27 protein-coding genes are annotated in these 25,671 nt (G+C 41.5%); all 27 read right to left on the reverse strand.

The genetic code is table 11. From position 1 onward, the window contains the following. Positions 1-2: 2 nt before the first annotated feature. The 27 genes from hypD to G602_RS0118820 all read right to left on the reverse strand — a co-directional run bounded on the left by hypD (position 3) and on the right by G602_RS0118820 (position 25,642). The gene (hypD, locus tag G602_RS0118690; RefSeq protein ID WP_026660342.1) at positions 3-1,049 is read right to left on the reverse strand and encodes a hydrogenase formation protein HypD; all 1,047 of its coding nucleotides are present in this window, start codon (positions 1,047-1,049) and stop codon (positions 3-5) included. Positions 1,050-1,057: 8 nt separating this feature from the next. Next, positions 1,058-1,270, reverse strand: a complete 213-nt coding sequence (locus G602_RS0118695) for a HypC/HybG/HupF family hydrogenase formation chaperone (RefSeq protein ID WP_026660343.1) — start codon at positions 1,268-1,270, stop codon at positions 1,058-1,060. A 41-nt stretch (positions 1,271-1,311) separates the two neighbouring features. Next, positions 1,312-3,705 (reverse strand): carbamoyltransferase HypF, encoded by a 2,394-nt coding sequence (gene hypF, locus G602_RS0118700; protein ID WP_044932743.1) that lies wholly within the window; start codon positions 3,703-3,705, stop codon positions 1,312-1,314. 3 nt (positions 3,706-3,708) lie between these two features. After that, positions 3,709-4,254, reverse strand: coding sequence for a 4Fe-4S dicluster domain-containing protein (locus G602_RS31125; protein WP_081676075.1), 546 nt, complete (start codon positions 4,252-4,254; stop codon positions 3,709-3,711). Positions 4,255-4,279: 25 nt separating this feature from the next. Beyond that, a complete protein-coding gene (locus tag G602_RS0118710; protein WP_026660346.1) occupies positions 4,280-5,365 on the reverse strand; it encodes a hydrogenase large subunit in 1,086 nt (361 codons plus the stop codon). Positions 5,366-5,402: 37 nt separating this feature from the next. Beyond that, the gene (locus tag G602_RS0118715) at positions 5,403-5,735 is read right to left on the reverse strand and encodes an NADH-quinone oxidoreductase subunit C (RefSeq protein ID WP_026660347.1); all 333 of its coding nucleotides are present in this window, start codon (positions 5,733-5,735) and stop codon (positions 5,403-5,405) included. Next, positions 5,735-6,403, reverse strand: a complete 669-nt coding sequence (locus G602_RS31945) for an NADH-quinone oxidoreductase subunit B family protein (RefSeq protein ID WP_026660348.1) — start codon at positions 6,401-6,403, stop codon at positions 5,735-5,737. The genes G602_RS0118715 and G602_RS31945 overlap by 1 nt, the downstream gene beginning before the upstream one ends. An 11-nt stretch (positions 6,404-6,414) precedes the next feature. Next, entirely contained in the window at positions 6,415-7,284 is an 870-nt protein-coding gene (locus tag G602_RS0118725) for a respiratory chain complex I subunit 1 family protein (protein ID WP_044932745.1), read from the reverse strand. Further along, positions 7,284-9,221 (reverse strand): NADH-quinone oxidoreductase subunit 5 family protein, encoded by a 1,938-nt coding sequence (locus tag G602_RS0118730; RefSeq protein ID WP_242835667.1) that lies wholly within the window; start codon positions 9,219-9,221, stop codon positions 7,284-7,286. Before G602_RS0118730 ends, G602_RS0118725 begins: the two co-directional genes overlap by 1 nt. A 142-nt stretch (positions 9,222-9,363) precedes the next feature. After that, positions 9,364-9,801 carry a MarR family winged helix-turn-helix transcriptional regulator gene (locus tag G602_RS0118735; protein WP_026660351.1) on the reverse strand — a complete coding sequence of 146 codons (438 nt, stop codon included), beginning with the start codon at positions 9,799-9,801 and terminating at the stop codon, positions 9,364-9,366. Positions 9,802-9,982: 181 nt separating this feature from the next. Continuing rightward, positions 9,983-10,270, reverse strand: a complete 288-nt coding sequence (gene minE, locus G602_RS0118740; protein ID WP_026660353.1) for a cell division topological specificity factor MinE — start codon at positions 10,268-10,270, stop codon at positions 9,983-9,985. Between the two features lie 15 nt (positions 10,271-10,285). Then, positions 10,286-11,074: a septum site-determining protein MinD gene (minD, locus tag G602_RS0118745; RefSeq protein ID WP_026660354.1), complete on the reverse strand. Its 789-nt coding sequence runs from the start codon at positions 11,072-11,074 to the stop codon at positions 10,286-10,288. Between the two features lie 49 nt (positions 11,075-11,123). After that, positions 11,124-11,885, reverse strand: coding sequence for a septum site-determining protein MinC (locus tag G602_RS27475; RefSeq protein ID WP_049945332.1), 762 nt, complete (start codon positions 11,883-11,885; stop codon positions 11,124-11,126). Between the two features lie 109 nt (positions 11,886-11,994). Then, on the reverse strand, positions 11,995-12,945 hold the full coding sequence (gene tsf, locus G602_RS0118755) for a translation elongation factor Ts (RefSeq protein ID WP_026660355.1): 951 nt from the start codon (positions 12,943-12,945) through the stop codon (positions 11,995-11,997). 47 nt (positions 12,946-12,992) lie between these two features. Beyond that, entirely contained in the window at positions 12,993-13,736 is a 744-nt protein-coding gene (rpsB, locus tag G602_RS0118760) for a 30S ribosomal protein S2 (protein WP_026660356.1), read from the reverse strand. A 224-nt stretch (positions 13,737-13,960) separates the two neighbouring features. Then, on the reverse strand, positions 13,961-14,890 hold the full coding sequence (locus G602_RS0118765; protein ID WP_026660357.1) for a hypothetical protein: 930 nt from the start codon (positions 14,888-14,890) through the stop codon (positions 13,961-13,963). Between the two features lie 26 nt (positions 14,891-14,916). Then, complete coding sequence (locus tag G602_RS29305) at positions 14,917-16,188, reverse strand: DUF6115 domain-containing protein (protein WP_049945333.1); 1,272 nt, start codon at positions 16,186-16,188, stop codon at positions 14,917-14,919. Between the two features lie 66 nt (positions 16,189-16,254). Next, entirely contained in the window at positions 16,255-16,614 is a 360-nt protein-coding gene (locus G602_RS0118775; protein WP_026660358.1) for a hypothetical protein, read from the reverse strand. Between the two features lie 328 nt (positions 16,615-16,942). Continuing rightward, entirely contained in the window at positions 16,943-18,526 is a 1,584-nt protein-coding gene (locus G602_RS0118780) for a FapA family protein (protein WP_026660360.1), read from the reverse strand. Positions 18,527-18,547: 21 nt separating this feature from the next. Next, positions 18,548-19,321, reverse strand: a complete 774-nt coding sequence (locus G602_RS0118785) for a FliA/WhiG family RNA polymerase sigma factor (RefSeq protein ID WP_026660361.1) — start codon at positions 19,319-19,321, stop codon at positions 18,548-18,550. Between the two features lie 16 nt (positions 19,322-19,337). Beyond that, the gene (locus G602_RS0118790; protein ID WP_026660362.1) at positions 19,338-19,919 is read right to left on the reverse strand and encodes a hypothetical protein; all 582 of its coding nucleotides are present in this window, start codon (positions 19,917-19,919) and stop codon (positions 19,338-19,340) included. After that, positions 19,916-20,401, reverse strand: a complete 486-nt coding sequence (locus G602_RS0118795; RefSeq protein WP_026660363.1) for a chemotaxis protein CheD — start codon at positions 20,399-20,401, stop codon at positions 19,916-19,918. Before G602_RS0118795 ends, G602_RS0118790 begins: the two co-directional genes overlap by 4 nt. 12 nt (positions 20,402-20,413) lie before the next feature. After that, positions 20,414-21,052: a chemotaxis protein CheC gene (locus tag G602_RS0118800; RefSeq protein ID WP_026660364.1), complete on the reverse strand. Its 639-nt coding sequence runs from the start codon at positions 21,050-21,052 to the stop codon at positions 20,414-20,416. Between the two features lie 24 nt (positions 21,053-21,076). Then, positions 21,077-21,556: a chemotaxis protein CheW gene (locus G602_RS0118805; protein ID WP_026660365.1), complete on the reverse strand. Its 480-nt coding sequence runs from the start codon at positions 21,554-21,556 to the stop codon at positions 21,077-21,079. Positions 21,557-21,580: 24 nt separating this feature from the next. Further along, on the reverse strand, positions 21,581-23,755 hold the full coding sequence (locus tag G602_RS0118810) for a chemotaxis protein CheA (RefSeq protein WP_026660367.1): 2,175 nt from the start codon (positions 23,753-23,755) through the stop codon (positions 21,581-21,583). A 90-nt stretch (positions 23,756-23,845) separates the two neighbouring features. Next, positions 23,846-24,919 carry a protein-glutamate methylesterase/protein-glutamine glutaminase gene (locus G602_RS0118815; protein ID WP_026660368.1) on the reverse strand — a complete coding sequence of 358 codons (1,074 nt, stop codon included), beginning with the start codon at positions 24,917-24,919 and terminating at the stop codon, positions 23,846-23,848. Beyond that, entirely contained in the window at positions 24,920-25,642 is a 723-nt protein-coding gene (locus G602_RS0118820; protein ID WP_026490848.1) for a flagellar brake protein, read from the reverse strand. Between the last annotated feature and the right edge of the window lie 29 nt (positions 25,643-25,671).

A 25,671-nucleotide genomic window follows, 5' to 3' on the forward strand; every position in this document is an offset into this window, starting at 1 on the left:
TATTATCTCTTCTTTCGTCCTGAAACATAGTAGTTATAACAGCTTCCTTCGGTAGAAACCATACAGGCGCCATGAGCATTCTCCGGGGAGCATGCTTTTCCAAACAAAGGACATTCATCCGGAGATATTTCTCCCGTAAGCACCCTGGCGCAGCTGCATCCGGGTGGCATATGGTCCTCATCAAGGCCATAGCTTCCGGCATCATATTCCATATACTCTTTTCTGAGTCTCATACCGGATCCCGGAATCTTTCCCATACCTCTCCAGGAAGCATCGCATGGCTCAAAAAACTTGCCTACTTCCCTGGCAGCATCTGCATTTCCCTTTTCACTTACAGCACTCTTGTACAGGTTCTTAATACCTGAGTGTCCCTTCATTTTTACCAGCGCATAAATAGCTGTAAGAAGGCCTGCCCCTTCAAAACCTGCAACAGCAAAAGGAAGCCCGGTTTCCTCTGACAGTTCTTTGAACAGATTCGAACCTGTTATGACCGATACGTGTCCCGGTGCAATGAATCCATCTATATTATTTGTGTTTTTACACACCCACCTTATGACTTCCGGCATAGTTTTCAGAGATGTCAAAAGCTTAAGATTATGAACCTTAGCCTCAATTGCATTTTCCAAAACCATAGCATAAACAGGTGTTGTAGTTTCAAAACCAATTGCAGCAAAAACATAATTCCTGTCAGGATTATTCTTTGCAAGTTTTATAGCATCCATAGGTGAATACAGCATCTCAACGCTTCCGCCACGTGCTCTTGCATCAGAAAGGCTCATCTCAGACCCCTTAACCCTGATAAGGTCTCCAAAGGTCAGTACTGTTGTGTTCTCAGTAAGTGAAATTTGTGTCAGTTTGTCTATTACAGCTGTTACCGTAACACAGACAGGACACCCCGGGCCTGAAATCAGATGTATTTTGGGTGATAACAAATTCGGTATCCCGTTCTCGGAAATAGCAGCTGTATGTGTACCGCACACCTCCATAAAACGCAGATCATCACCGTCGTAATTTTTCAGTTGTTCTTTTATAAATTCAAGTTTATCCATAAGTATAATTACAGGTCCTCTATTTCACGAAACAATTCTTCAATCTCATCCGCCTGCGCATCACTCATTGTCTGAATAATGCAGCCAGCGTGTACAAGTACCCTGTCACCTATCTTAATCTTAACAAGGCCTGCCTCAGCTTCAACGGTATTCCCTGAAAAATCAACCGTTGCCTTGGTTCCGTTTATTTCTGTTACGCGTCCCGGTAATGCTACGCACATAATCTGTTTCCTCTCGTTTTTTAAACTACTGTCATATATCCTTATGACTTATTCAGTAAGCCGGCCAGATATATCTGTCCTGCGCTTATTCCACCATCATTTGTCGGTAAAATGCGGTTATAGTATACCACAAAACCCTCTTCCTTAAGGAATTTATTGCACATATACAATAGAAGTCTGTTTGCAAACACGCCTCCCGAAAGACAAATATCATTTAATCCGCTCTTTTCCCTTAATGACAAGGCTATGCTTTTAACTGCTTTTGCTATCGCCTTATGAAAAGCATATGCAAGCTTTCCTGTATCTTCATTCGCTTTTAGTTTAATCAGTTTATCAAGCATGTTTGCAGTATCCATAACATAAGATGAAGTATTATTTTCACCTGTCGCATTCTCAATATCAAGAAAAATATCCAATTCATCCGCATCATCAGATAAGACATCTTTATCTGTTCGATCTAAATACTCCTCAGCTGCATTCTGCAATTTTATGGCACATTCTCCCTCATAGGAATTATATGAGCAAATGCCTAAAAGACAGCTCACTGCATCAAATAATCGTCCCATACCCGAATTAGGAAAAGCATTTATATTGTTATTCAGTGCTGCTTTTATCAGTGACAATTCTGAATCCTGAAGAATTCCTTCAGGTATATTTACATTGCCTTCTAACAGATAGCAGGCAGCAGACAGGGCCGCATTCTTCATACCCTCATCCTGTCCGACAATTCTCACAGGTTTAAGGTGTCCTGCTCTCTCAAACTCACCACCTCTGCATATCAGGAATTCGCTTCCCCAGATCTTTCCATCTGTTCCATAGCCTGTTCCGTCAAAAGCAATGCCAATGCACTCATTTATTGAATATTCAGCCATCACAGAACCGATATGAGCATGATGATGTTGAATAGCCAAAAGCTCAGTTTTGTTTTTATCAGAGTTATTATAAACATCCTGTGCAAGCTTAGTAGAATGGTATCCCGGATGCATATCCGATATTATTATTTTTTTATCTGCATCAAGATTATCTACTCTGAAAATATCCCTAAAATCGGCATATTCTCTCTTTTGTAATTTAAGTACAGAATATTCCTCCATATCTCCAAGAAACTGGCTTGTGATTATTCTATCACCATATCCCAGTGAAAAAGTGTTTTTTAAATCTGCTCCAAAAGCTTCATAAATATTCTTATCTGTAAGAGCTTTTTCCAGAAAAAGAGGAAGTGGCACATAACCTCGTGACCTTCTGATAAATCTCGCTTCTTCATTTTGGCAATCATCCCTGAAAATCTGAATTACCGAATCATCAAGTGGTCTTAAAATCTCTCTCTCATACCATAGTATCCCATCAATCTTATCTGCAAATTTTTCTCTGAAAATATCATCAGCTACAATCATTGGATCACCTGAGATATTACCGCTTGTTACAATAATTTCACCGGTCTTTTCAGTCAGCAGCTTATGTAATCCGCTTGATGGTAAAAATGCACCAATCTGCCTTGATGCACCACAAACATTATCCGCATATTCCTTTTTATTGTCAGACCTATGTATATTGGCATAATGCCTGTCAAGAAGGACAATGGGCCTGACAGATGAAGTAAGTAGTTCCTCCTCTTTTGGCGACACATTACAGCATTCCTTAATAGCTGACATATTGGGATACATGATGGCAAAGGGCTTTTTCTCTCTTCCCTTTATTTCCCTTAGACGTCGTACAGCATCGTAATTACAAGGATCAACGGCAAGCTGATAGCCTCCGATTCCCTTTATTCCTATGATTCCACCACTTTTGATGATAAATGCAGCTCTCTCTATACCAGAATCATCTGACTCATCTGTCCTTTTTTCAGGCTCATCAAAAATAATCTGTGGTCCGCAGCTATGACATGATATAGTCTGCGCATGTCTTCTACGTCCTTTTTTATATTCACTGCTGCATTCAGGACACATTGAATAGACGTCCATGGTGGTCGTCTCTCTGTCATAGGGAAGTTTCTTTAAAATACTGAATCTTGGTCCACAGGAAGCGCAGCTTATAAGAGGATATTCGTACCTTCTGTCGTTCTCATCCCCCATCTCCTGCATGCAGACTTCACAGATACCTATATCAGGTGGAAATACAGTAAGATATGATTTATCGAATTTTTCACTGCTCTCTACAATACGAAAACCGGAACAGTCATTTAGACCTTCCGGTTCATTTTCTTTAAGATATTCCAAAGATACATTTATAACAATGCTTCCGGAGGGTGAGGAAGTCTTTAGTTTGTCAGCAAATAAACTAATTCTGTCCTCATCTCCAATAGCTATTATCTCTACAATACCACCAAGATTCTTCACTTCTCCTCTGAGCTCATATTTAGTTGCAAGCTCTGCTACAAATGGTCTGTACCCTATACCCTGTACAGCACCTGTAACACGGATAAGTGCATACATTATTTATTCGTCCTTTTTCTCAGCCTCTGCCTTCGCTGCTGCGGCTGCTACCTGCTGTACACCAGTAGGTGCTGCATTAGCGGGCTTTGCTGCGGGTGCAGCTCCGGCTACCGGTGCAGCATTTCCTGCTGCAGCTGCCTTTGCTGCCGCTGCGGCTGCCGCACGCTCTTTTGCTGCCTTCATAAGAGCTTCCTGAGCTGCTATAGCCTTTTCAGACTGCTTAAATGTCTTAGTAACCTTCTCGGAACCGGGTTCTGTAAAGTGTGTGTCCATTGAAAGACATTTCTTAGGACAGTTATCTACACAGCATCTGCACTGTATGCAGCTCATGGGTCTTATAGACCAGGTCTTAGCTGCCTTATCTACAGTGATGGCATGTGTAGGACACTTTATTGAGCAAAGTCCGCAAAGTACACAAACGTCCATATCATTTTGTACATGACCGCGTGTGCGCTCGGGATAATTCTTTGGTTCAAAAGGATACTTACGAGTCGCAGGTTTTGAGAAAAGGTTTTTAATTACTTGTGTATTAAAATTAATGAGACTCAAATCTTCCTACCTTCTTTCTATAACTTTAGCGTTCTGTACAACTGATACAAGGATCAATAGTAAGTACAAGGATCGGTACGTCTGCAAAATCACAGCCTGCAAGGACATCAACAAGTGCAGGAATATTGGCAAATGTGGGAGTTCTTACTCTCATACGATCAATAAACTTGCTTCCGTTAGCCTTTACATAGTAGAGAGCCTCACCTCTGGGCTGCTCTATTCTGGCCATATATTCACCATTAGGGAACTGGTTGGGCTTTACAGGAACATCAACAGGACCTGAAGGCATCTTGTCTATACACTGACGCATGATATCAATTGATTGATAAATCTCTTTAATACGTACTTCTGTACGTGCGTATGAATCGCAGCCTGTGCTGATAATAGGCTCAAATTCAATATCACCGTAAGCACAATAGCCTGTTGATCTGATATCCCTTGCAATACCACTTGCACGAAGGAAAGGACCTGCTGTTCCGAGAAGATCTGCCTTCTCAGGAGTAAGAATACCAACATCTACAAGACGATTCTTTACTGCCACATCATCGATAAAGGGCTTTGCAACAATATCAAGACCTTCCTTGATACTGTCAAGTCTCTGTCTGAAATCCTTAAGCATATCATCAGGAATATCTCTTCTTAATCCGCCGATTTTCATAATTGAAAAGATAACGCGACCACCTGTTGCAATTTCAAACATATCGAGAACCTCTTCACGGATTCTCCAGCATTCCATATAAAGTGACTCAAAGCCGAATGCATCAGCAAGAAGTCCAAGCCAAAGCAAATGTGAATGCATTCTTGAAAGCTCTGAAAGCATAGTTCTTAAATATTTAGCTCTGTCCGGAACCTCAAGATCCATGATATGCTCAACAGCATCACAATATCCAAGGCCATGTCCAAGTGAACAGATACCGCATATACGTTCTGCAACATAAACCATTTCATGGAAATCTTTTTTATCTACAAGCTTCTCCAGTCCACGATGAATAAATCCAATGGAAGGAATAGCCTGTACAACCTTCTCATCCTCAAGTACCAGATCAAGATGAATGGGCTCCGGCAATACGGGATGCTGAGGTCCAAAAGGAATAACACTTCTAGTTGACATAGAATCTCCTCTTTCTACCAATTATTTTATAAGGAAGTTACTTAAATGGTGTTTCTATAGCTGTTCTATAGAATGAACCCTTATAGTCAAGACTTATCATCTGAATATCTATTCCAAACAGATCATGCATCTCGTTTTCATAAAGAAAAGCACAGGGAAATACATGGCTTATACTGTTAATAGACTGATCTTCAGCAAGAATTATCTTAACCTGGCAAACCTCAAGTGCCTTGCCAAAGCTGTAAACAAGTTCATAGCCTTCAGCGGTTCTTGTAGCGCACTGCTGCATAAGATGATAGCCATCGAACTTAAGCTTCTGTGCTTCGTCGATGATTTCTTCCGCCTTAACAATCTTAAGATCCATATTCATCAGGCGTTTCCTCCTTCATCTTTTTTAGGCGCTGCAGCTGCCGGAGCTGCCGGTTTAGCTGCTGCAGCAGGTGCAGCCGGCTTAGGTGCAGGCTTTGCTGTCTGTGCTATCTTAGCTTCAGCCTGTTCACGAAGAGCTTCCTCTGTAAGAACTGCATCATACTGATTTGCAGGATCATAATCCTCAGCCTTCATACGTACTGCAATCTTAGAATAATCAACTGTACAGTAGCCCTGCTTCATTGATTCCTTAACCTTAACTCTCTTTTCCTCAAGAATTGCAAGAGCCTTAACAACTCCATCAATAAGGGCTTCAGGTCTTACAGCACATCCGGGAACATATACGTCAACCGGAACAACCTTATCCGAACCGCCCAATATGTTATAGCACTCCTTGAAAATACCACCGTCACATGAGCAGATACCGCAGGCAATTACTACCTTCGGGTCAGGCATCTGATTGTAAAGCTGTCTGACAACCGGTGCGGTCTGAGCATTGATACCACCTGTAAGAAGAAGAATATCAGCATGCTTGGGGTTTCCTGTATTTATAATTCCGAATCTCTCTACATCATAAAGAGGAGTCATTGTTGCAAGAACCTCAATATCACATCCGTTGCAACTGGATCCATCATAATGTAATACCCAGGGTGATTTTGAAATTTTCATAGTTTCTCCTTTTATTTACCTATTACACTGAGAATAAGAAGGTTGGTTCCTGCTGTTACAAGAATTACAACCCAGCTGCTTATCAGCATAGCCATGTATTTAACACGAGGAAATACATTATCAATCAGTGTTTCCATAAGATAGAATACAACACATGCAATAAGTGCCCATACGATACTGACAGGATTCTTGTAAATGAAGAACATCGCAACGATACCCATCATAAGAACCTCATCGTACCACTCTGCTATCTCATAGAAAGCAAGGTTTGTACCTGAAATATCAGATGTAAGACCTTTAACCATCTCCTGGTGTGCGTGATGAGATGTACTCATGTCAAAAGGAGATTTTCTGAACTTAATTGTAAGAATAAATAAAAATCCGATTAACATACCTGGAATCTTGCAGATTGCAGGCATGTCTGCCTGTACAAGATCATTAACCATAAAGCTTCCGTTTGCCTCATAGAAACCGATGGCAACAAGAAGAATCATGGGCTCATAACACATCATCTGCAAAAGCTCACGGTTTGCACCAAGTGCACTGTAAGGTCCGTTTGTTGAATACGCTGCAAGTACCATCATTACCTCTGACATTGACAGAGCGAAGAATACAAGAAGCATATCTCCACCACCAAAGAAAAGCGAACCTGTAAAAATCGTAAAGATTGTATATGCAATTACAAAGAGAACCTGAATGCTGTTAACAACGGTTGTCTGCTTTGCAAGCAGCTTATACACGTCATAAAAAGGCTGAAGGAGCGGCGGTCCCTGTCTTCTCTGCATACGAGCGGAAACGACACGATCGATACCTTCCATGAGTCCTCCGATAATCGGAGCAAGCAAAATATAAAGAACTACTTTAATGATTGTCATTGTCATCAGAAAGCACCTCCGCAAACTATAATCAGCATTACGATCACTATTACAGCAGAGACCACAATACTGGGTACGAGAAGCTTATCCTCGCCAAAGTAATCTGTCATGTACCAGTTGGACATGTAGAGAGCTCTCTCCTTACCAAATGAATCAATATAATGACGGTCATCGCCTGCGTTAACGCCGGCTACATAAGACATAGTCATCTTACTCTTCTTACCGATAGCAAGGATTCTGCTTCCGATAGGAATTGCAAATATCATAGCTACCATAATCATCATTATAATTACATCAGAGCCTCCGATAACGTTCGGAATATTCTTATGGAATGCCTCGTTAAGAATAGGCTGAACCATGATATCGGACATCTTAGGGAATGCAAAGCACATAACAATAATCATACATGTAAGCGGTACAAGTGAAATCATCTCACTCTTAGGTGTGATATCCTCAAGCTCGTATGACTGATGGATAACCGTGCAGATTTTTCCAAGCCATTTTGCCCAGTAGAAAAGAGTTGAACCGGAACCAAATACAAGGAAAAGGACAAGCCATACAGAATTTGAATCAACGAAGGACTTAAGTGCTGCCCACTTTGATACAAGCATTCCGAAAGGAGCCATGAACATACCGCAGATACCGATGATCATTATAAACGCAAGCTTGGGAAGCTTGATAATAAGACCATGCATATCCTCTACGTCACGACTGTGCATGCAGTTCTCAATATCACCGACTGTCTGGAACAGAAGTGACTTTGAAACAGCGTGGAAAAGAATGAGCATAGTAGCTGCCCAGACACCCTCTGTTGTACCTGTTCCTGCACAGGCTGTAATAAGACCAAGGTTTGAAATTGTTGAATAAGCAAGAACCTTTTTACCATCACTGACTGTGATTGCAAGAAGTGATGCAGCAAAGAATGTAAATCCACCGATAACGGTGATCATTACACCTGTGAAGGTTCCGGCAAGCATGGGTGACAATCTGATAAGCATGTACACACCAATTTTTACCATTGTTGCTGAGTGAAGAAGTGCACTACTGGGAGTAGGTGCAACCATCGCTCCAAGAAGCCATCTTGAGAACGGGAACTGAGCACTCTTTGTAAGTGCGGCAAAAGCAATAAGTGTTACAGGAACCATAACCAGCTTGTTCTGTCTGGGAATAATAGCTGTAAGCTGACTTAAGTTTGCAATTCCGAAATTAAGATTGCTGTAAAGAAGTGCAGCTGCAAAACCGCATCCTCCGAGAAGGTTCATCCAAAGAGCTCTGAAGCTGTTGTTTACAGCCTCCTCTGTTCTTGTATAACCAATAAGAAGGAATGAGCATACACTTGTGATTTCCCAGAAGAAATAAATCCATCCGAGATTATCAGAAACAATAAGACCAAACATTGCACCAATGAACACAAAAAGAAGTGCCAGGAAGTAGTTTGATCTGTCTTCTACATCAGTATGATGATTGTGATAATCCTTCATGTATCCAACTGCATAGATACAAATAAGGATACCTACAATACCAACGATAAGTATCATAACCGCAGAAAGGAAATCCACTCTAAGATGAGCGTATCCTTCAACAGCCTTACCTGAGAGATCCATAGCAAGAACAGGTATTGTTCCGATCATGGACAAAAGTATTGCATAGTACTTTTTATATTTTATACTCAGGAAAATTACGACACACATCAGAAGGATCTCTCCTCCCATTATAATATGGTCGTGAGGAGCAGTCGCAGTCAGATAAGTATTGCGAGTAGTTCCCTTCATGGAAAGAACTCTTATGCCTACCATTATAGCGGTAGCCATAACACTAAAGCCTCCTACGATTGCAACGAAATTACGCAGTAGTGATGAATTCCTTATGCAGAACATGAGAACTGCAATTACAAAAGGAAACAGAATAAGGAAACTCACTGCTTTAAGAATTGAAATAGTCAAGGAATCTCCACCCCTTTCAGGATAAAATTATTAGGCAAAATAATTGCGTAAAATACACAAAAGATGCCTTACATATACTACCACAAAATGTTGTGTTTTACATAAAAATTGTTATAAAAAAAACAAATTATTTATAAAAATTTTATCGCACATTTTCTATTACCATGTAAAGCAATCTGTACAGCTCTTTTGCGTCTTCTGCTGACAACTTTACGCAGCTTCCGATTTTGGCAGGGATGTCCTTTGCCTTTTCCTTGAGATCTTCACCCTCCCTGGTTATTGACACAAGCAGATTTCTCTCATCAGTCTTGGATCTGTTTCTTTTAAGATACCCTTTGCTCTCAAGCTTTTTAAGAACCGGAGTAAGCGTTCCTGAATCAAGATACAGATACTCTCCCAGACTCTTAACATTCATCTCCTTCTTATCCCACAGAACCATCATTGTTATGTACTGTGTGTAAGTAAGATCCACTTTATCAAGGAACGGTTTGTAAGCTCTGATAATCTCCTTGGAACATGCATAAAGTGGAAAGCAAAGCTGATTCTCCAATTTTAATGAATCATAGTTGTTACTGCCCATATTTCCCTCCTGGTTGTTATTAAAAATAAACATAATATATAAATTGTACACAATAATACTATATTATGTATAATATCACAAAACATGTTTAGTTCAATGGTTTTAATAAAAATATAATCAAAATTTAAAAGGATTATTCCATAAAAAAAGGATGAACCACGCATGGAACATCCCTTTATCGTTATTCTTTAATCGTATGTTTCATATTGCGAATTGGTATATTTGCATAAAGTGCAGGAACACTTTTGCTGTCCGCGTCAGTACCTTCCGTATCCATCTGGGTGAACTTGATATCAAGACCGGCCTGATCAACCTCAACATACTTGGACAAAACATCAAGAATATCATTCTTAATTCTTTCCATTATTTCGGGATTGCAGCTCTGTCTGTCAGAAACAAGAACAAGCTTAAGACGGTCCTTTGCTGCCTGACTAGAGGACTTTTTCTTAAAAATATCAGTCAGTTTCATGGCATTTCCCCCTTATCACCTACGAAAAACGTTAGCGATAGCTGCAAAAAAGCCCTTTTTATCCTCAAGGTTGAGGAAAGGAACAGATTCGCCAAGTATTCTTCGGCAAATGTTCATGTATGCCTGTCCTGCAAGTGAGCTGTCTCCTGCAAGAGGCTCACCATTATTAGTTGCTATTACAATATTTTCATCATCAGGAACAACACCCAAAAGTTCAACTGCAAGAATATCAAGTACATCCTCTGCACTCATCATATCCCCACGTTTAACCATATCAGGACGGAGCCTGTTTACTACAAGCTGTGTCTTGCCAATCTCATTCGCTTCGAGAAGTCCTATGATTCTGTCAGCATCACGAACAGCTGAAACCTCCGGTGTAGTTACAACGATGGCTCTCTCAGCACCTGCGATAGCATTCTTAAAGCCCTGCTCAATTCCTGCCGGGCAGTCCATAATCACATAGTCAAATTCCTGTTTGAGTTCATCTGCCAGCTTCTTCATCTGATCAGGTGTAACACTTGTCTTATCCTTAGTCTGTGCAGCAGGTAACAGAAAAAGTGAATCAAATCTCTTATCCCTTATCATAGCCTGCTTTACCTTGCAGCTGCCTTCCACTACATCTACAAGATTATATACTATACGGTTTTCCAACCCCATAACCACATCCAGATTTCTAAGACCTATATCGGTATCTATAAGGACTACCTTTTTATTAAGCTTTGCAAGTCCCGTACCGATGTTGGCTGTGGTTGTTGTTTTTCCGACTCCGCCTTTGCCGGAAGTTACTACTATTACTTCTCCCATTCCATCCTCCGTAAATTATTTACAAAAAACAATCATCCCTGATCATTTTCTATATAAATCGATTATCGCGCAAAAAAGCTGCGCCGTAAACATCTTTTACAATATGGCCATTAGAAATGTATGCCACTTCTGTATTTTTTTCATTTTGCGGTTTCATGAATTTCCTAAATCTTATCTTAGGGCCTTCATCAGAATCCGGGGATATTGCAATTGTGTTTGCAATCCGAACCTGCAAAGGATCAAACTCAAGAGCCATTACAAAAGCCGTTTCATCACCTGACGCTCCGGCATACGCGCTTCCGCGAAGAGCTCCCATAACAAAAATACTGCCATCAGATGTAATTGAAGCACCGGGTTTTATGTCTCCCAGCACAATTACGCTCTTATCATATGTTAAAGATTGCCCTGACCTCAGGCTTCCGGAATGAATTACAGCCTGGTCTTTGGCAGCCTCAATATTTTCTTCTGTCAATACTTCATCATTGCTATCATCTATTACCTGTTCTTCCTGCTCAGTAACTTCAGGTCGCTTAATATAACTTGCAAAGATTCTGTCAGTTTCAGGATCTTCCCTCAACACGCAGGTAATATTTATGTCACAATTATCTGAAATAGCTTTGAGGATTTCATTTTCCTCTTTATCATATAGAATTCTGCCTCTGATTATCATCCCCATAGAGGCTTTGCCCAGAAATGAGCGTGATTCCCGAAATTTTGATGCAACTTCTTTTACAAGAAGGTCAAATGAACTCTTTGGATCCAATTCAAGGATAATTCCGGTACCGGTTCCCTTAAGACTAACCAATCCCATCTGTTATAACTCCTCCAACAAAAACCAATGAATTATTTATAAAAGCCCTTGCCGTAATTTAAACAGCAAGGGCAATCATAATTGTTTTTACAAGATAGGGATTACTGCATTACTGCATTCCAGCCTGCTTAGCAACCTCTTCTGCGAAGTTCTCTTCTCTCTTCTCGATGCCTTCACCAGTCTCAAAACGGACGAAACGCTTAATAGAAAGGTTTGCACCATTATCCTTAGCTACCTGAGCTACATACTGAGCAACAGTCTGCTTTCCATCTTCAGCCTTTACGAATACCTGCTGGTTAAGGCAGATTTCCTTAAGTTCCTTCTGGAGACGACCCTCAAGCATCTTCTCGATGATCTGCTGAGGCTTTCTCTTTCCTTCAGGAAGCTCCTCGTTCTCTTTAAGAGCCTGAGCAAGAAGGATCTCCTTCTCATGATTTCTGAATTCCTCAGAAACATCGTTCATATCAACATACTTAGGATAAAGAGCAGCAATCTGCATTGCAATGTTCTTTATAGCATCCTTAATGTTGTCGTTAACAACATCTGTATCAGCCTCAACAAGAACTGAAATTCTTCCGCCGCCGTGAACATAAGGAACTACGATTCCGTTCTCAGCTACAACCTTCTCAAAACGACGAATGCTGATCTTCTCGCTGATAACAGCTGTGATCTCAACAAGTGCCTCCTGAACAGTCTTAGAACCATCAAGAACCCATTTCTCAGCCATGAAGCTGTCCATGTCCTTAGACTCAGATTCAACAGCCTGCTTAGCTACTGCTTCTACGAAATTCTGGAACTGCTCGTTCTTAGCAACGAAGTCAGTCTCAGAGTTAACCTCTACTACAGAAGCTGTCTTGTCATCCTTAACAGCTACTCTTGTAAGACCCTCAGCTGCGATTCTGCTAGCCTTCTTCTCAGCCTTAGCCTGACCATTCTTTCTAAGGAACTCTACTGCTGCATCCATATCACCGTTGGTCTCTGTAAGAGCCTTCTTGCACTCCATCATGCCTGCACCGGTAGATTCACGTAACTCTTTAACCATTGCTGCTGTAATAGCCATCTATATTTTCCTCCGAAAATTTTAATTTAATATTGTAAAAAACAAAATTACTCAGCGTCCTCAGCTGTCTCTTCATCTGCAACCTGCTCGTCAGATGTAAGATTCTCAGCACCCTGATTAGCCTCGATAACAGCGTCAGCCATCTTACCAACAAGAAGCTTTACTGCACGGATAGCATCATCGTTACCAGGGATGATGAAATCAAGCTCATCGGGATCACAGTTTGTATCACCGATACCGATAAGTGTAATTCCAAGTGCCTCTGCTTCCTGGATGCAGATTCTTTCCTTCTTAGGATCTACTACAAAGATAGCATCAGGGATTCTCTTCATGTCGCGGATTCCGCCAAGAACCTTGTCAAGCTTCTCATATTCCTTCTTGAGCTGTGCAACTTCCTTCTTGGGAAGAACATCAAAAGTACCATCCTCCTGCATCTTCTCAAGCTTCTTAAGACGCTCGATTCTGCTCTGGATTGTACGGAAGTTTGTAAGCATACCACCAAGCCATCTCTCATTTACATAGTACATACCGCAACGCTCAGCCTCAGACTTAACTGCGTCCTGTGCCTGCTTCTTAGTACCAACGAAAAGAACTGTACCACCCTGTGATGCGATCTCAAATACTGCCTTATAAGCCTCGTCAACCTTAACAACTGACTTCTGAAGATCGATGATGTGGATACCATTTCTCTCTGTGAAAATGTAAGGAGCCATCTTAGGGTTCCATCTTCTTGTCTGGTGTCCGAAGTGTACACCTGCCTCAAGTAACTGTTTCATAGATACAACGCTCATGTTATTACCTCCATTTGGTTAATTCTTCCGCATATCTTTGCTTTTGGACCCGAAGGGGCGTTATTTCCTTCGGAAAGCTATCATCCTATCCTCTGTCAGACACCGGATGAAATCTGGATATACGTGTTTATTTGTGACTCTGCTTGCTAAAAATGGGCATAATAAAAGCCCAAATGCTCACAGCTTCATTAGAATACCATGATTTTGGGCTTTTGACAAGCAATTTATTTGGTAATGATAGAAGCAATCTCCTCAAAGGATGCTCCCTTGGGTATCTGCTTGGTACCGGACCTTATTTTTCGGTCAAGTCCACTTTTTACAAGATACTTATTAAATGCAACTCCATCCTCAATGACGCCGGATTCTCTTAATATTCTTGCGCATGTATCAGATTCGCTACCGCTTGGCAGATCAACAACTATATAATTAGTTTGCGAAGGCGCTTCAGTAGATGCACTTGATGAACTTGCTGCTGTATTTGATGAAGCTGCTGTACTTGAGGTTGTATCTGATGCAGCTGTGGTTGTATCCGCTACACTGGCAGACATAGTTGAAGTATCCTCAAGTGTGGTTTTTTCCTGATTATTCTCAACTGTGTTACCAGAATCAGAAGCAGCTTGTTCTGTATTCTGTTCTTCTATTTTTTCTTCAATCTTAGCTTCTGTCTTTGCTTCAGTTTTCTCTTCTGACTTTTCTACTGTTTGTTCTGCAGATTTTTCTTCTGCTCCGATGACTTCTGTCGAAGCCGTTTCAGAAGCATCAGCGGAAGCGAGCTTAACATCTTCTTCGGATTTAACGCTTTCGCTATTTTCTCCAGTCGTCCCATTTTCCTGCGTCTCTTTATCCATTTCAGGAACAGATTCACCTGTCTGAGACTCCCCTTTGTGGACTTCTTCAGATACTTCTTCTCCTGTTTTATCCACTTTCTGATCGGATGCAGTGTCATTAGTTTCATCTGTCACCTCCGGATTTTTAGCTGAATCAGAATAACTTGATAAAGTACTCTCTGCTTCCACCATCCCCAGCTGTTTTGCTCTTTTTATTATCTCCTCATCGCTCATATCAGAGCCGCGTCTGCCAAGGATAACTCCCATTATAACGGCCGTGAGGACAATTCCGACACCAAGTCCGCGTAAGTAATATTTTAGCTTCATAATTATGTATTCCCCCAAACCGTCAATTACATTATTGTACGACTTTTCTTATGTTTTCCTGCAAGATCAATAACAAGCTTGACCTCTCCGATTCCTAGTCTTAATTCTCTTGCAATTACCACTGCAGATTTACCTGCCTTGTGCATTTCAAGTATTTTCTGATTTCTTGATACGGGATTCGAAGCAGATTCTTCCTCTTCTAAAGGCTCAGGAACGGCAACCTTCTTTCTGGAAGCATCTGCAATTGAAACAACTTTTGCAGGCTTTTCTTCCGGAGTCACAACATTTCCCGTAACTTCAGCTATATCTTCAATAAAATCATCCTCATCTGAATCCGGCCAATATGTTGAATGAAGTTCAAAATCATCTTCCTCAGGTTCATAATCATTCGCAGGCTGCTCAGAACGAATTACTTTATTCATAGTCTTTTCTGCTGCAGCAGCATCTGCTCTGTCGAGGATATCCGCAAGTGAAGAAAATTCAGGCTCAGGATGAATGACTCTGGATGAAGCCGGTTCAGCCTGCATATTGTTCTGCGCCTCAAATTCTGCTTGTCTTACGGACTCAGTTTCAAACTCTGCCTGTCTCTTAGCTTCTTCAAGCTGTGCCTGTCTCTTAGCCTCCTCTTCAAGCTGGGCCTGTCTCTTTGCCTCTTCCTCCAGCTGTGCCTGTCTCCTGGCAGCTTCCTCAAGCTGTGCCTGTTTCTTGGCTTTTTCAGCAATCTCAGCCTGTCTCTTGGCTTCTGCTTCAAGCTCCGCAAGTCTTCTGGCCTCAGCTTCACGCTGCGCTTTCTTTCTCGCCTCTTCCTCACGCTTTGCCTGTTTTAATGCTTCAGCCTCAAGCTCCGCCTGCCTTTTAGCCTCCGCTTCAAGCTCTGCCTGTCTCTTAGCTTCAGCCTCCTTTACTTCCTTGGCAGCACGATTAGCCTCAGAAACAGTGTTTTTGAGGTTCTTTTGCTTGTCATTTAACATATCATACATAAAAACTACTTCATCATGATTTTTATGGATATCATTCATGACAGTATCCGAATATTCACTTATGGCCGACATTTTTTCATTAGTAACGCGATCCATTGCACGTTCAGCCTTATTGATAGCTTCCTCCATGCAATCATCCAGCATTTCATCAATTTTCCCTTGGGAATTCTTGATTGCTTTGGACACCATGTCATTGATCTTCTGATTTGCTCCGTCAAAGTCAATCTCAGAAGAACCTGAACCATTAGGAATCAGATACCCTAATATAACTGCCAGGATTCCGGCAGCGATTAATATTATTTCCGTAACACTTAACATAACATCCCCACTCTAGCTTTGTATCTCACTCCCATTAGAAATACATTATCTAGTATTATAAAGTGTTCAGATTTTGAAGTCAAACCCTGATGAAATATGCATGTCCAAAGGCTTTCCATCAGCACCTATAAGGGTTTCAGTCAGTTTCTCCAATTCCTCAGGAGATTTGTACTGATTTTTGCCCTTTCCCCCATTTCCCTGGTACTCATTTTTTCCTTTTTCCTTGGCATCATGCTTCTCATGTTCGTTTTGATCTGCATTTTCTTTTTTTGTTACAGAATTAGCTTTCTGGTCAACTTCCTTGTCGAATTCTGTCTGAAATGCATTCTGATCTGTTAATACTTTGTTGTCTTCGTTTTGCTTTATCTGTGAAAAATCGTTTGTCCTTACCACAGACCCCTGAAAATCAATTCTGCTTATTGACATAGCTGCCTCCCTTCTACCTATATTCCCCTCATCCGGCGCTTCGCGCCACCTGTCTTCGCTCCGCTTCGGTCCGCGCTAAGCAATCGTCCCCCGGACGATTAGCGCCCCTAGGGGGGGAAGGCTTAATTTAATTCATCCACACTCGTTTTTCTATATCATCTAATTTAGATTACTTTCTATCATCTAATTTAGATTACTTTCTATCATCTAATTTAGATTACTTTCTATCATCTAATATTATCTAATATCTATTATCTAAATTAAATTTATTACTACCATTTAGTATATAATTGATTTATATATATATCGGAGAATATAGTCTTGGAGCTTAGATGGGGCCGGATTTTACGAGGCCATCTCGCAGCTCAAATCTGCAATAGGTTGACGCTGTCTTAAGTGTAGTCTGTTGATCACCTATATGTATAGTTATTCCAGGATAAGCTGTACCTTCAACAACAACATAGGCATCCTTTGAATCTGCAAGTTTTTGCTGTATATCCGCCATCTCCTGCGAATTCTTCTCAATCTGTGAAGTTAAGACCTTGTTCATTGTGATTAATTGCTGGGCTTGCCTGGTCTGGTCAGGTGAGAGCTTGTTCCCGCTTCTTAATCTCTTTGTAATTGATTCTACTGTCGGTTTAATATTTTCAAGCTTTTTCGTTGATTCACCAACAGCCTTCTGAAGTTCACGGAGTCTTACCTTTATATTCGGATCTGCTCCAACTTCAATAATGGTAGTGGCTCCCATGTCGCTTCCAAGATCCCTGGCCACTATTCTGTCTGTAGCGGTAACTCTTCCACCAGCTATAAATCCCTTTTTACCCGAAACAGTAATCTCTGTTCCCGATGCAACATTCGAATGAAGAATACTCTCACTTGTGATGCTGCCTTTTGCCGTAACTTTAGCATTTTCAATAAACTTGGTTATTATATTGCCTCCGGCCTTTATTTCGCCTTTGGCCATTCCGTTTATACCGCGTTCGAGGATAATGTCATTTCCCGCATTAAGGCTGGCGCCTTCTACAACGCCTTTAACAATAATATTTGCGCCTGCTTTTATTGAAAAGCCCGAAGCAACCGTGCCCTTAACCTCAACACTTCCATCGTAGTTGATATTCCCTGTAGCCACATCAACATTTTCAAACTGAATGACATTACTGACAACCACCTTACCATCCTTTAAAGTAACGTGACCATCAGTGTCCGAATAAAGTACAAGACCGTCTGCGGACAAATATGTATTTTTTCCTGCAACAAGCTTTAAGGTTTTCACAGGATGCGGGTTTAATATTTCTCCATAAATATTCTGCCCGGGATCTCCCGGATCCTCAGGTGTCAGAATTGCAAGCTCCGCACCTTTTTTCACATGATTAATAATGTTAAGGTTGAAGTAGTCAACACTTCCATCCTCACGCATAGCAGGTTTTGCATGAAGATCTGCCTTAAACTGATAATCAATTTTTGCGTTACATCCTTCTCTTGTTTTAGTACCTCTTGCAATAACAATTTCCGTGCAATATTCTCTCATCTGAAAATAGTTTGAAATCGCTTCAGTATCTATTCCATAAGTAATATTTCTGTAAGCAAGATCCTCCAAAAATTCCTTTGGAGTCATATTTTCAGCGCCTTCTGAGGGTGCATAAAAAAATGCCGAGGCCTGCATACGATCACGGGAAATAGTAAGCCTGTAACTCTCTCTTTCCGGGAAAGTAGAATTATCATTGAGTATTACCAGCTCCCCTGTCGCTTCTGTAACAGCCTCGTTTAAAATCGGTGGTCTGTAGCTTATCGATCTTTCCTCAAGGTACTCCTTAACATCATCATATTGCAGGGTCTCTCCGTCCAACGTTGGCGGAAAGACCTTAATTCCTGTTGAGGTGGGCAATGTTATTAACTGAAAATAACCGTTCATTCATCCCCTCCATGCTGACATTTATCCCAGTTGCGTTAATATACCCATATATTTCCCGAGTTTTTCTCTCATCTTTTGAAGTGCCCTTGTATGAAGCTGAGAAACTCTGGATTCAGAAACCTCCAATACATTACTGATTTCCTTTAAGGTCAATTCCTCATAGTAATACAAAAGAATAACTTTTTTCTCTTTATCTGTAAGAAGAGCAAGGCTCTCTGCCAGCATTTTCTTTAGCTCTTCCTTTTCGATTGCTTCCTCAGGCTTTTCAAAGCTTGAAGCAAGATTATTGGTATCCTCGGGAACATCGCTTCCCTGTTCCATAAACTCATTGAGAGAAACGACACCGGTTACTTTCATCTGATTCTGCCAATTCGCATACTCATCATCAGATATACCAAGCTTGGACGCAATCTCGGTATCAGTCGCAGGATGGCCCTGTTCCTTTTCTATATCGTGAATGGCAGCTTCGATTTTTTTCTGTTTTTGCCTGATGGTTCTGGGTATCCAGTCCATCTTTCTTATCTGGTCAAGAATAGCACCTCTGATTCTTACACTGGCATATGTTTCAAATTTGACATCCTTCATGAGGTCAAATTTATCTATAGCATCGATAAGACCAAATATTCCATAGCCCACAAGATCATCGTACTCAACATTAAAGCCTAAATACATGGAAAGTCGCCCCGCTACAAGCTTAACAAGCGGAGCATACTCTAAAATAAGCTTCTCTCTGAGTTCAGGTGCCTTATTCTTATGATATTCATTCCAAAGCTTACTTCTTCCAGCTTCATCCATAAGCTAATAATCCCTGTCAAAATTTCGATAAATCAGTACCTAAATCGAAATCATCGCTTTCCCCAAATGAATCATCTTCATTCGGAATATTATCATCTTCATTCTCAGCTTCAAGTGCATCCGCTGCAGCAGCGGCTGCTGCTTCTTCAGCAGCGATTCTCTCTGCCTCAACCCGAGCTTCCTCAGCAGCAAGTTCATCTGCTTCTCTCTGCAAAATAGCCTCTTCCTGAAATTTAATGGCAAGCTCTTTATTCTGATTAAGTGTATCAAAATGATTCACCAGAAGTTCAAAAAGTCTGCCCACTATGAAAAAGACCACAGCTGATAAAAAAAGGGTCTTAATCCAGGCACCGATTTCGTAATGCTGCAGAAGTGTATATATACCAATAAAGCCACTCCCGGCAAGCATCACGATAGCGGTAATAAGCCTGTTCTTAGGAGACTCGGTAATAACCACAGTCTCCATATGTGTTTTCTTTTCTTTTTTTTCTTCGCCCTTTTCTTCAGCGGCGTTTTCTTCAGTCGCTACCTCCGGACCACTTTCCGGCTTAGCAGCTGCGGGTTCTTCCATTTTCTCTTCAGTAATCTCGTCACTCATATCGTCTTTTCCGGTTTACCAACTGCTCTAATCACAAAGTCACCGTTTTCAGGATAGAAAATAACAGTACGTCCGTAAGAATCGCCTGTATCCTGTGCTAATATCGGAATACCAAGCTCTTTTAATTTCTTGATTGTAGCTGCAACATTTCTCTCACCTACTCGCATTGTTGCATTGCCTGTATTAAACGCAAACATTTGTGCACCACCGGCAATTTTCGCGACAAGACGTGATTTGTTAGCGCCTTTGCCCACGACCTGTTTAATAAGCTCATCAATTCCTGTATCCGCAAATTTCGGAATATTGGAATTATTTTTGATCTCCTTAGAATCAGGCAACATTATGTGCGCAAGTCCGCCAATTTTAGTAACCGGATCCCTTACAGCAATCCCTACACAGGAGCCAAGTCCAAGTGTCGTGATACCGTCAGGACTGACGCAAATATTAAGATCGGCCATACCAACCTTGATAATTTGACTCATTCACTCAGCTCCTTATCCATTTATGGTGATATCGCCCATTCCAAGAGAGGTCAATATCTTACTATAGCCATCTACATCCGGTAGCAGGATGAAATATCCGCTAAGAACTTCTGTATCAAAAAAGCTCGTTTCAATAAGAAGAATCTTATCACCCATCATACCGAATTCAATTGCAGGTACAGACAAAATTGCACCGGCCATATCAATTGCAAGGAAGGGTACAGATGGTAAAAGCTTAAGGTTTGTTATCATGGAGAGGGAATTAAGATATGAACCCGTAATAATATTTCCCACTTCCTTTATAGCCGAAAGCTCTGTATCATCGAAAGGAACATTTTCATCCTTATCAGTTATGCCCATAAGCATATTTACAAGATGTCTTGCTGCCTTCATTCCAAGAAGGAACATTATACTTCCATTGATATCGCCTTCTACTGCAAGGTAAATACCTGTCATTATCTGTTCAGCACCGCCCATAAGGTCTCCGACATCCTTGAAATCAAGAAGCTTAACCTGTGGTACAGACATATCAACCTTTGTGCCAAGCATCTGCGCAAGCGCTGTGGTCGCATTACCTGCACCAATATTTCCAAGCTCTTTCAAGACATCAAAATACTGGCTGGACATGTTCTCCAAACTCATCTCACTCAAAGGTCTTCCTCCTTCAAAAACTTATTATGCTTTAGGTTTGTCTTCTTCCATCTCTACCATTCCAAGATCAAGAATGGAAACAAGACCACCCTCATATTTTCCAACACCACTTATAAAGCTGTTAAGTTTTTTACCCTTATCTGCGCTGTAGGTAACCTTTTCAATGCTCTTGCTGCCAAGAGTAAGAACCTGATTAACCTGATCAACTATAATACCAATCAGAGTATCCTCCTCAGCTTTAAGAATTATGATACGGCTCTTATCTGTAATCTCATCAGGATTCATGTCCATTTTGAGTCTGAGGCTCATAACAGGAACAATGACACCACGGATGTTGATAACACCCTTTAAATAATGAGCAACCTGAGGAACTCTCGTAATCTGCTGCATTCGCACAATGTTATCAATATACTTTATATCTATTCCATATTGCTCGTCGCCGAGTTTGATAATAATATATTGGATCAGTTCGCCAAGATCCTGAGTATCTCTTAATTCATTCATAATATCATCCTTTCTTTGTGAAAGTTATGCCAACTGATTTGTATCAAGGATCAACGCTATCTCACCATCACCAAGGATAGTAGCGCCACTGATCATACGGCACTTATTCATGTATCTTCCCAGAGGCTTAATAACGATTTCCTGCTGTCCCATGAGTTCGTCTATAACAAGACCAAACTGCTGCTCGCCCTTTCTTGTTATAACAACCACAAGATCTTCATCCTCTTTCTTAGTGCTCTCTGTGTCGAGTGCTCTGCTAACACGAATAATGGGTGTAACACTTCCACGAAGATTGATGACTTCTTTATTTTCTACAGTCTTAATATCTGTAGGCGCTACATCCTCAATACTCTGAATGGAATCAAGAGGAATAGCATATTTTTCTCCGCCAACAACAACCATCAGTGCCTGAATAATAGCAAGTGTAAGAGGAAGTCTGATCTGCCATGTACTTCCTTCACCAAGCTTTGTCTTAACGCTGACTTCACCGGAAAGTGATTCAATCTTGGACTTAACTACGTCAAGACCTACTCCTCGTCCTGATACTTCAGTAACCTTCTTGGCAGTTGAAAATCCCGGATGGAAAAGGAAGTCAATGCACTGCTGTTCGGAAAGAGTTGCTGCTTCATCAGGTGTAACGATACCCTTCTCAATAGCCTTATTCTTAACTATCTCAGCGTCAATACCGTTACCATCGTCACCAACCTCGATAACAACGCTGTTACCATCCTGGAAAGCATGAAGGAAAATATGTCCTTCTTCTGACTTTCCGCGCTCAGCACGAAGCTCTGCAGATTCAATACCGTGATCGGCACTGTTACGTAACAAGTGCATAAGAGGATCACCGATCTCATCAACCACAGTTCTGTCCATTTCAGTATCTTCACCGGTCATGGTCAGTTCCATGTTCTTTCCAAGCTGTTTATTAAGATCTCGAATCATACGAGGGAATTTCTGGAGTACGCTCTCAATAGGTACCATTCGAACTTTCATGACAGATTCATGAAGATTGGTAGTAACGCTTTCCAGATATTCAATCTGCTCGTTTACGTTGCCACTTACTATTCCTGCTGAATTTGCAGCAGATATCAAAGAGTTCTTAGCAATGATAAGCTCACTGACCAGATTCATGAGAACATCCAGTTTATCAATATCCACACGAACTGTACGGTTTACAACAGGCTTACCAACCGGTTTCTTGCCGCCGGCATCCTTTGCAGGTGCTGCCTTATCAGTGGGCTTAGCTGCAGGTGCTGCGGGTGCTGCAGGAGTCTGAGCAGGTGCTGCCGCTGTCGGAGCCGCTGCAGGTGCTGCGGGTGCTGCTGCAGCCGCTTCTTCTGAGCTTGCTGCTGCGTTAGGATCATAATCTCCTATCTCACAGTCTTCAATCTCAGATACACTCTTTACTATATCTTTTATCTTATCTTTATCTTCTTCGTCTGTAGAAATAATTAGACTGAAATTAAATTCAAACTTTTCATCCTCAATATCCTGAGTCGAAGGTTCGGAAATTATAAGTTCACCGATATCTTCAATACCCTTGAATACCAGGAATGCTCTTGCTGCCTTAAGGATGCAGCTCTCCTGAATCTTTACATTAAGTCCATAGAGCTTCTTGCCCTGTCCCAGCGCATCCTCAAGTGTGCCCTTGGTATCAGCATCAATCTTAATTGCTCTATAGTCCTTTGTAGGATCTGCATCTGAAGGTGGTGCTGCCGCTGCCGGAGCTGCTGCAGGTGCTGCTTCCGCTGCCGGAGCTGCCGCAGGTGCTGCTTCCGCTGCCGGAGCTGCTGCAGGTGCTGCTCCACCGCCACTGGCGCCGGCTCTTATATCAGCAAGCGCTTTAATAAGATTTGCATTTTCCTCAGTTCCTTCATCCTGTGACTCCGTGATATTATCCACGTAAGCCTGAATAGCGTCCAGACATTGGAACAGAGTATCAATCATGCTGGAATCAATTTTCAATGTGCCGTTACGCACATCGGAAAATACATCTTCCATATCATGGGTAAGATTCTGCATATTCTTATAACCCATGGTTCCTGCCATTCCCTTCATGGAATGCGCAGAACGGAAGATTTCATTAATACAATCCTCGTTCTCCGGATCCTGCTCCAACTGCATAATACTGTCATTCAGTGTTTGCAGATGCTCCTTTGCTTCGTCGAGAAAGACGCCTAGATACTGAGAAACATCCATAATCCCTTTACCTCCATAAGAAAACCTCACGCAGGTGTTAAGACTTAGGATCAGGAAAGGTAACAAGGAAGTTCAACTGTCGCTAAGAGATTACTTAACTCCTACGTTCATAATGATTTCCTGGGCTACGTCATCAAGTGTAACTACCTGATTGACAAGACCAGCTGTTGCCACTGCCTTAGGCATGCCATAAACTGTGCAGGAAGCCTCGTCCTGACCAATGACATGAACCTTCTTTGCTGATTTCAGATTTTTTATTCCCTCAGTGCCATCCGCACCCATTCCTGTAAGAACCACACAGCATATAGAGTCGTAATCCGAATCCATCAGAGACTCATACATGAAGTTTGCACACGGTCTTACGCCTTCTCTCGTAGGACCATCAACATAATGAATAGTGTGCTTACCGGCTGATGTAATTACATGCATATGCTTTCCGCCTCTTGCAATATAGACGGTTCCTGCCTGAAGTACATCACCCTCCGCCGCCTCTTTAACATGAACTTCAGATAACGAGTCCAGTCTCTCGGCAAGAGATGCTGTAAATCCTTCCGGCATATGCTGTACAAGTACAACCGGGGTCTTAAGATTTTTGGGAAGTTTTGGAATAACCGCTTGAAGCGCACGAGGCCCACCCGTAGAACTGGCAATCGCAACGATACGATTACCTGTGACCTTGTCTGCATGCTTAGCGACAATATCCACCATCTTACGAGAGGCTTTGATTTCATCAATTGAAAAAGCCTTCGCACTTATAGGCGCTTTAGAATCGCAAACTGCTGCGAGAGTTCTTGTAAGCGACTTAGTGAAATCATCGCCACGGCAATCCGAGGCGCGATCCGGTTTGTGAATAAAATCAAGGGCGCCGAGTTCCAGACAGTCAAGGGTAACCTTTGCCCCTTCCTTAGTATCTGTAGAACACATCATAACTTTCACCCTTATTTTATTTTTGTTAATCTCCTTGAGCAACGTAATTCCGTCCATACGAGGCATGTTAATATCAAGAATACATGCATCATAGGAATTCTTTTTCAAAAGCTCAAGGGCTTCAATTCCGTCTTTAGCCTTATCTACAACCTGAAATCTTGAATCTGAATTTACTATATCACTAAGGACGGTTCTCATGAGTGCAGAGTCATCAACTAATAAAATTTTTTTCGACATTTAGTTTTGCTTCTTTCTAATTTTACGTTCTTCCTCAAAGATAAAATGTATAATATCCTCTCTGGAAGTTTCGTCAATGTAGCTGTACTGTATGCGGTGCTCATACAGTCCCGGCCTGTTTTCGAGTTCCTGTACCCTAAGTACGGTGCACACCATCTCGTACTCAACATTATTAATGTTTCCGGGTAATCTGTAAGCACAATAAATCGTGCTACCCTCTTCATATTGGAAATTAGCGACAAACCGTAAACCTCCTCCGCTTATATCCACTATAACGCTTCGTTGTAACGGTTTATTCGTTCCCAAAAGCAATCCCCAGTTCCGCCTTATAGCCTCGACTTCCTCTTCGGTAAAAATACGCGATCGTAGTTCGAGTGCACAGCTGAATCTGTAATACTCTCTTCGCTGAAGCCTCTGAAGATTGCTTAGAAGATCAAGAACCAAAATGTACACATTATTACTTCGGTATCGGTCAATTATCCTTCCATAACATTGAAACAGTCCTCTTGAGCTGTAAAAGCACAAGCTATATTCACCATCTACAGGTAAAAGCACCAGCTTTCCCTTATCCATTGGCATGAGAACCTCAATCCTGTCCTCCGACAAAACATCGGTAATCTTACTCAGGTGAATTTTTTTCGTGCGGCTGTCATCGTCCATCCAGACCTTGCCGATGGCCTTCAGTTCAATTTTATTGCCTGGCGCAATATAGTCCGCAAGCATGTAGGTACCCCTCTTACCTTTTATAGTAT

Origin of the sequence: Butyrivibrio sp. AC2005, assembly GCF_000424145.1 — a bacterium.
Lineage (GTDB): Bacteria > Bacillota > Clostridia > Lachnospirales > Lachnospiraceae > Butyrivibrio.

Bases quoted from the DNA above. Each gene is read 5' to 3' on its own strand.
- G602_RS0118795 (WP_026660363.1), bottom strand. From the start codon at position 20,401: ATGAGTCAAATTATCAAGGTTGGTATGGCCGATCTTAATATTTGCGTC.
- G602_RS0118765 (WP_026660357.1), bottom strand. From the start codon at position 14,890: ATGAAGCTAAAATATTACTTACGCGGACTTGGTGTCGGAATTGTCCTC.
- G602_RS0118815 (WP_026660368.1), bottom strand. From the start codon at position 24,919: ATGTCGAAAAAAATTTTATTAGTTGATGACTCTGCACTCATGAGAACC.
- G602_RS27475 (WP_049945332.1), bottom strand. From the start codon at position 11,885: ATGGGATTGGTTAGTCTTAAGGGAACCGGTACCGGAATTATCCTTGAA.
- hypD (WP_026660342.1), bottom strand. From the start codon at position 1,049: ATGGATAAACTTGAATTTATAAAAGAACAACTGAAAAATTACGACGGT.
- G602_RS31945 (WP_026660348.1), bottom strand. From the start codon at position 6,403: ATGAAAATTTCAAAATCACCCTGGGTATTACATTATGATGGATCCAGT.
- G602_RS0118820 (WP_026490848.1), bottom strand. From the start codon at position 25,642: ATGCTTGCGGACTATATTGCGCCAGGCAATAAAATTGAACTGAAGGCC.
- G602_RS0118715 (WP_026660347.1), bottom strand. From the start codon at position 5,735: ATGAATATGGATCTTAAGATTGTTAAGGCGGAAGAAATCATCGACGAA.
- rpsB (WP_026660356.1), bottom strand. From the start codon at position 13,736: ATGAGCGTTGTATCTATGAAACAGTTACTTGAGGCAGGTGTACACTTC.
- G602_RS0118710 (WP_026660346.1), bottom strand. From the start codon at position 5,365: ATGTCAACTAGAAGTGTTATTCCTTTTGGACCTCAGCATCCCGTATTG.
- G602_RS0118695 (WP_026660343.1), bottom strand. From the start codon at position 1,270: ATGTGCGTAGCATTACCGGGACGCGTAACAGAAATAAACGGAACCAAG.
- hypF (WP_044932743.1), bottom strand. From the start codon at position 3,705: ATGTATGCACTTATCCGTGTTACAGGTGCTGTACAGGGTATAGGGTAC.
- G602_RS0118790 (WP_026660362.1), bottom strand. From the start codon at position 19,919: ATGAGTGACGAGATTACTGAAGAGAAAATGGAAGAACCCGCAGCTGCT.
- minE (WP_026660353.1), bottom strand. From the start codon at position 10,270: ATGAAACTGACTGATATTTTTAAGAAAAAGTCCTCTAGTCAGGCAGCA.
- G602_RS29305 (WP_049945333.1), bottom strand. From the start codon at position 16,188: ATGTTAAGTGTTACGGAAATAATATTAATCGCTGCCGGAATCCTGGCA.
- minD (WP_026660354.1), bottom strand. From the start codon at position 11,074: ATGGGAGAAGTAATAGTAGTAACTTCCGGCAAAGGCGGAGTCGGAAAA.
- tsf (WP_026660355.1), bottom strand. From the start codon at position 12,945: ATGGCTATTACAGCAGCAATGGTTAAAGAGTTACGTGAATCTACCGGT.
- G602_RS0118810 (WP_026660367.1), bottom strand. From the start codon at position 23,755: ATGGATGTTTCTCAGTATCTAGGCGTCTTTCTCGACGAAGCAAAGGAG.
- G602_RS0118725 (WP_044932745.1), bottom strand. From the start codon at position 7,284: ATGACAATGACAATCATTAAAGTAGTTCTTTATATTTTGCTTGCTCCG.
- G602_RS0118785 (WP_026660361.1), bottom strand. From the start codon at position 19,321: ATGGATGAAGCTGGAAGAAGTAAGCTTTGGAATGAATATCATAAGAAT.
- G602_RS0118735 (WP_026660351.1), bottom strand. From the start codon at position 9,801: ATGGGCAGTAACAACTATGATTCATTAAAATTGGAGAATCAGCTTTGC.
- G602_RS0118775 (WP_026660358.1), bottom strand. From the start codon at position 16,614: ATGTCAATAAGCAGAATTGATTTTCAGGGGTCTGTGGTAAGGACAAAC.
- G602_RS0118780 (WP_026660360.1), bottom strand. From the start codon at position 18,526: ATGAACGGTTATTTTCAGTTAATAACATTGCCCACCTCAACAGGAATT.
- G602_RS0118805 (WP_026660365.1), bottom strand. From the start codon at position 21,556: ATGAATGAATTAAGAGATACTCAGGATCTTGGCGAACTGATCCAATAT.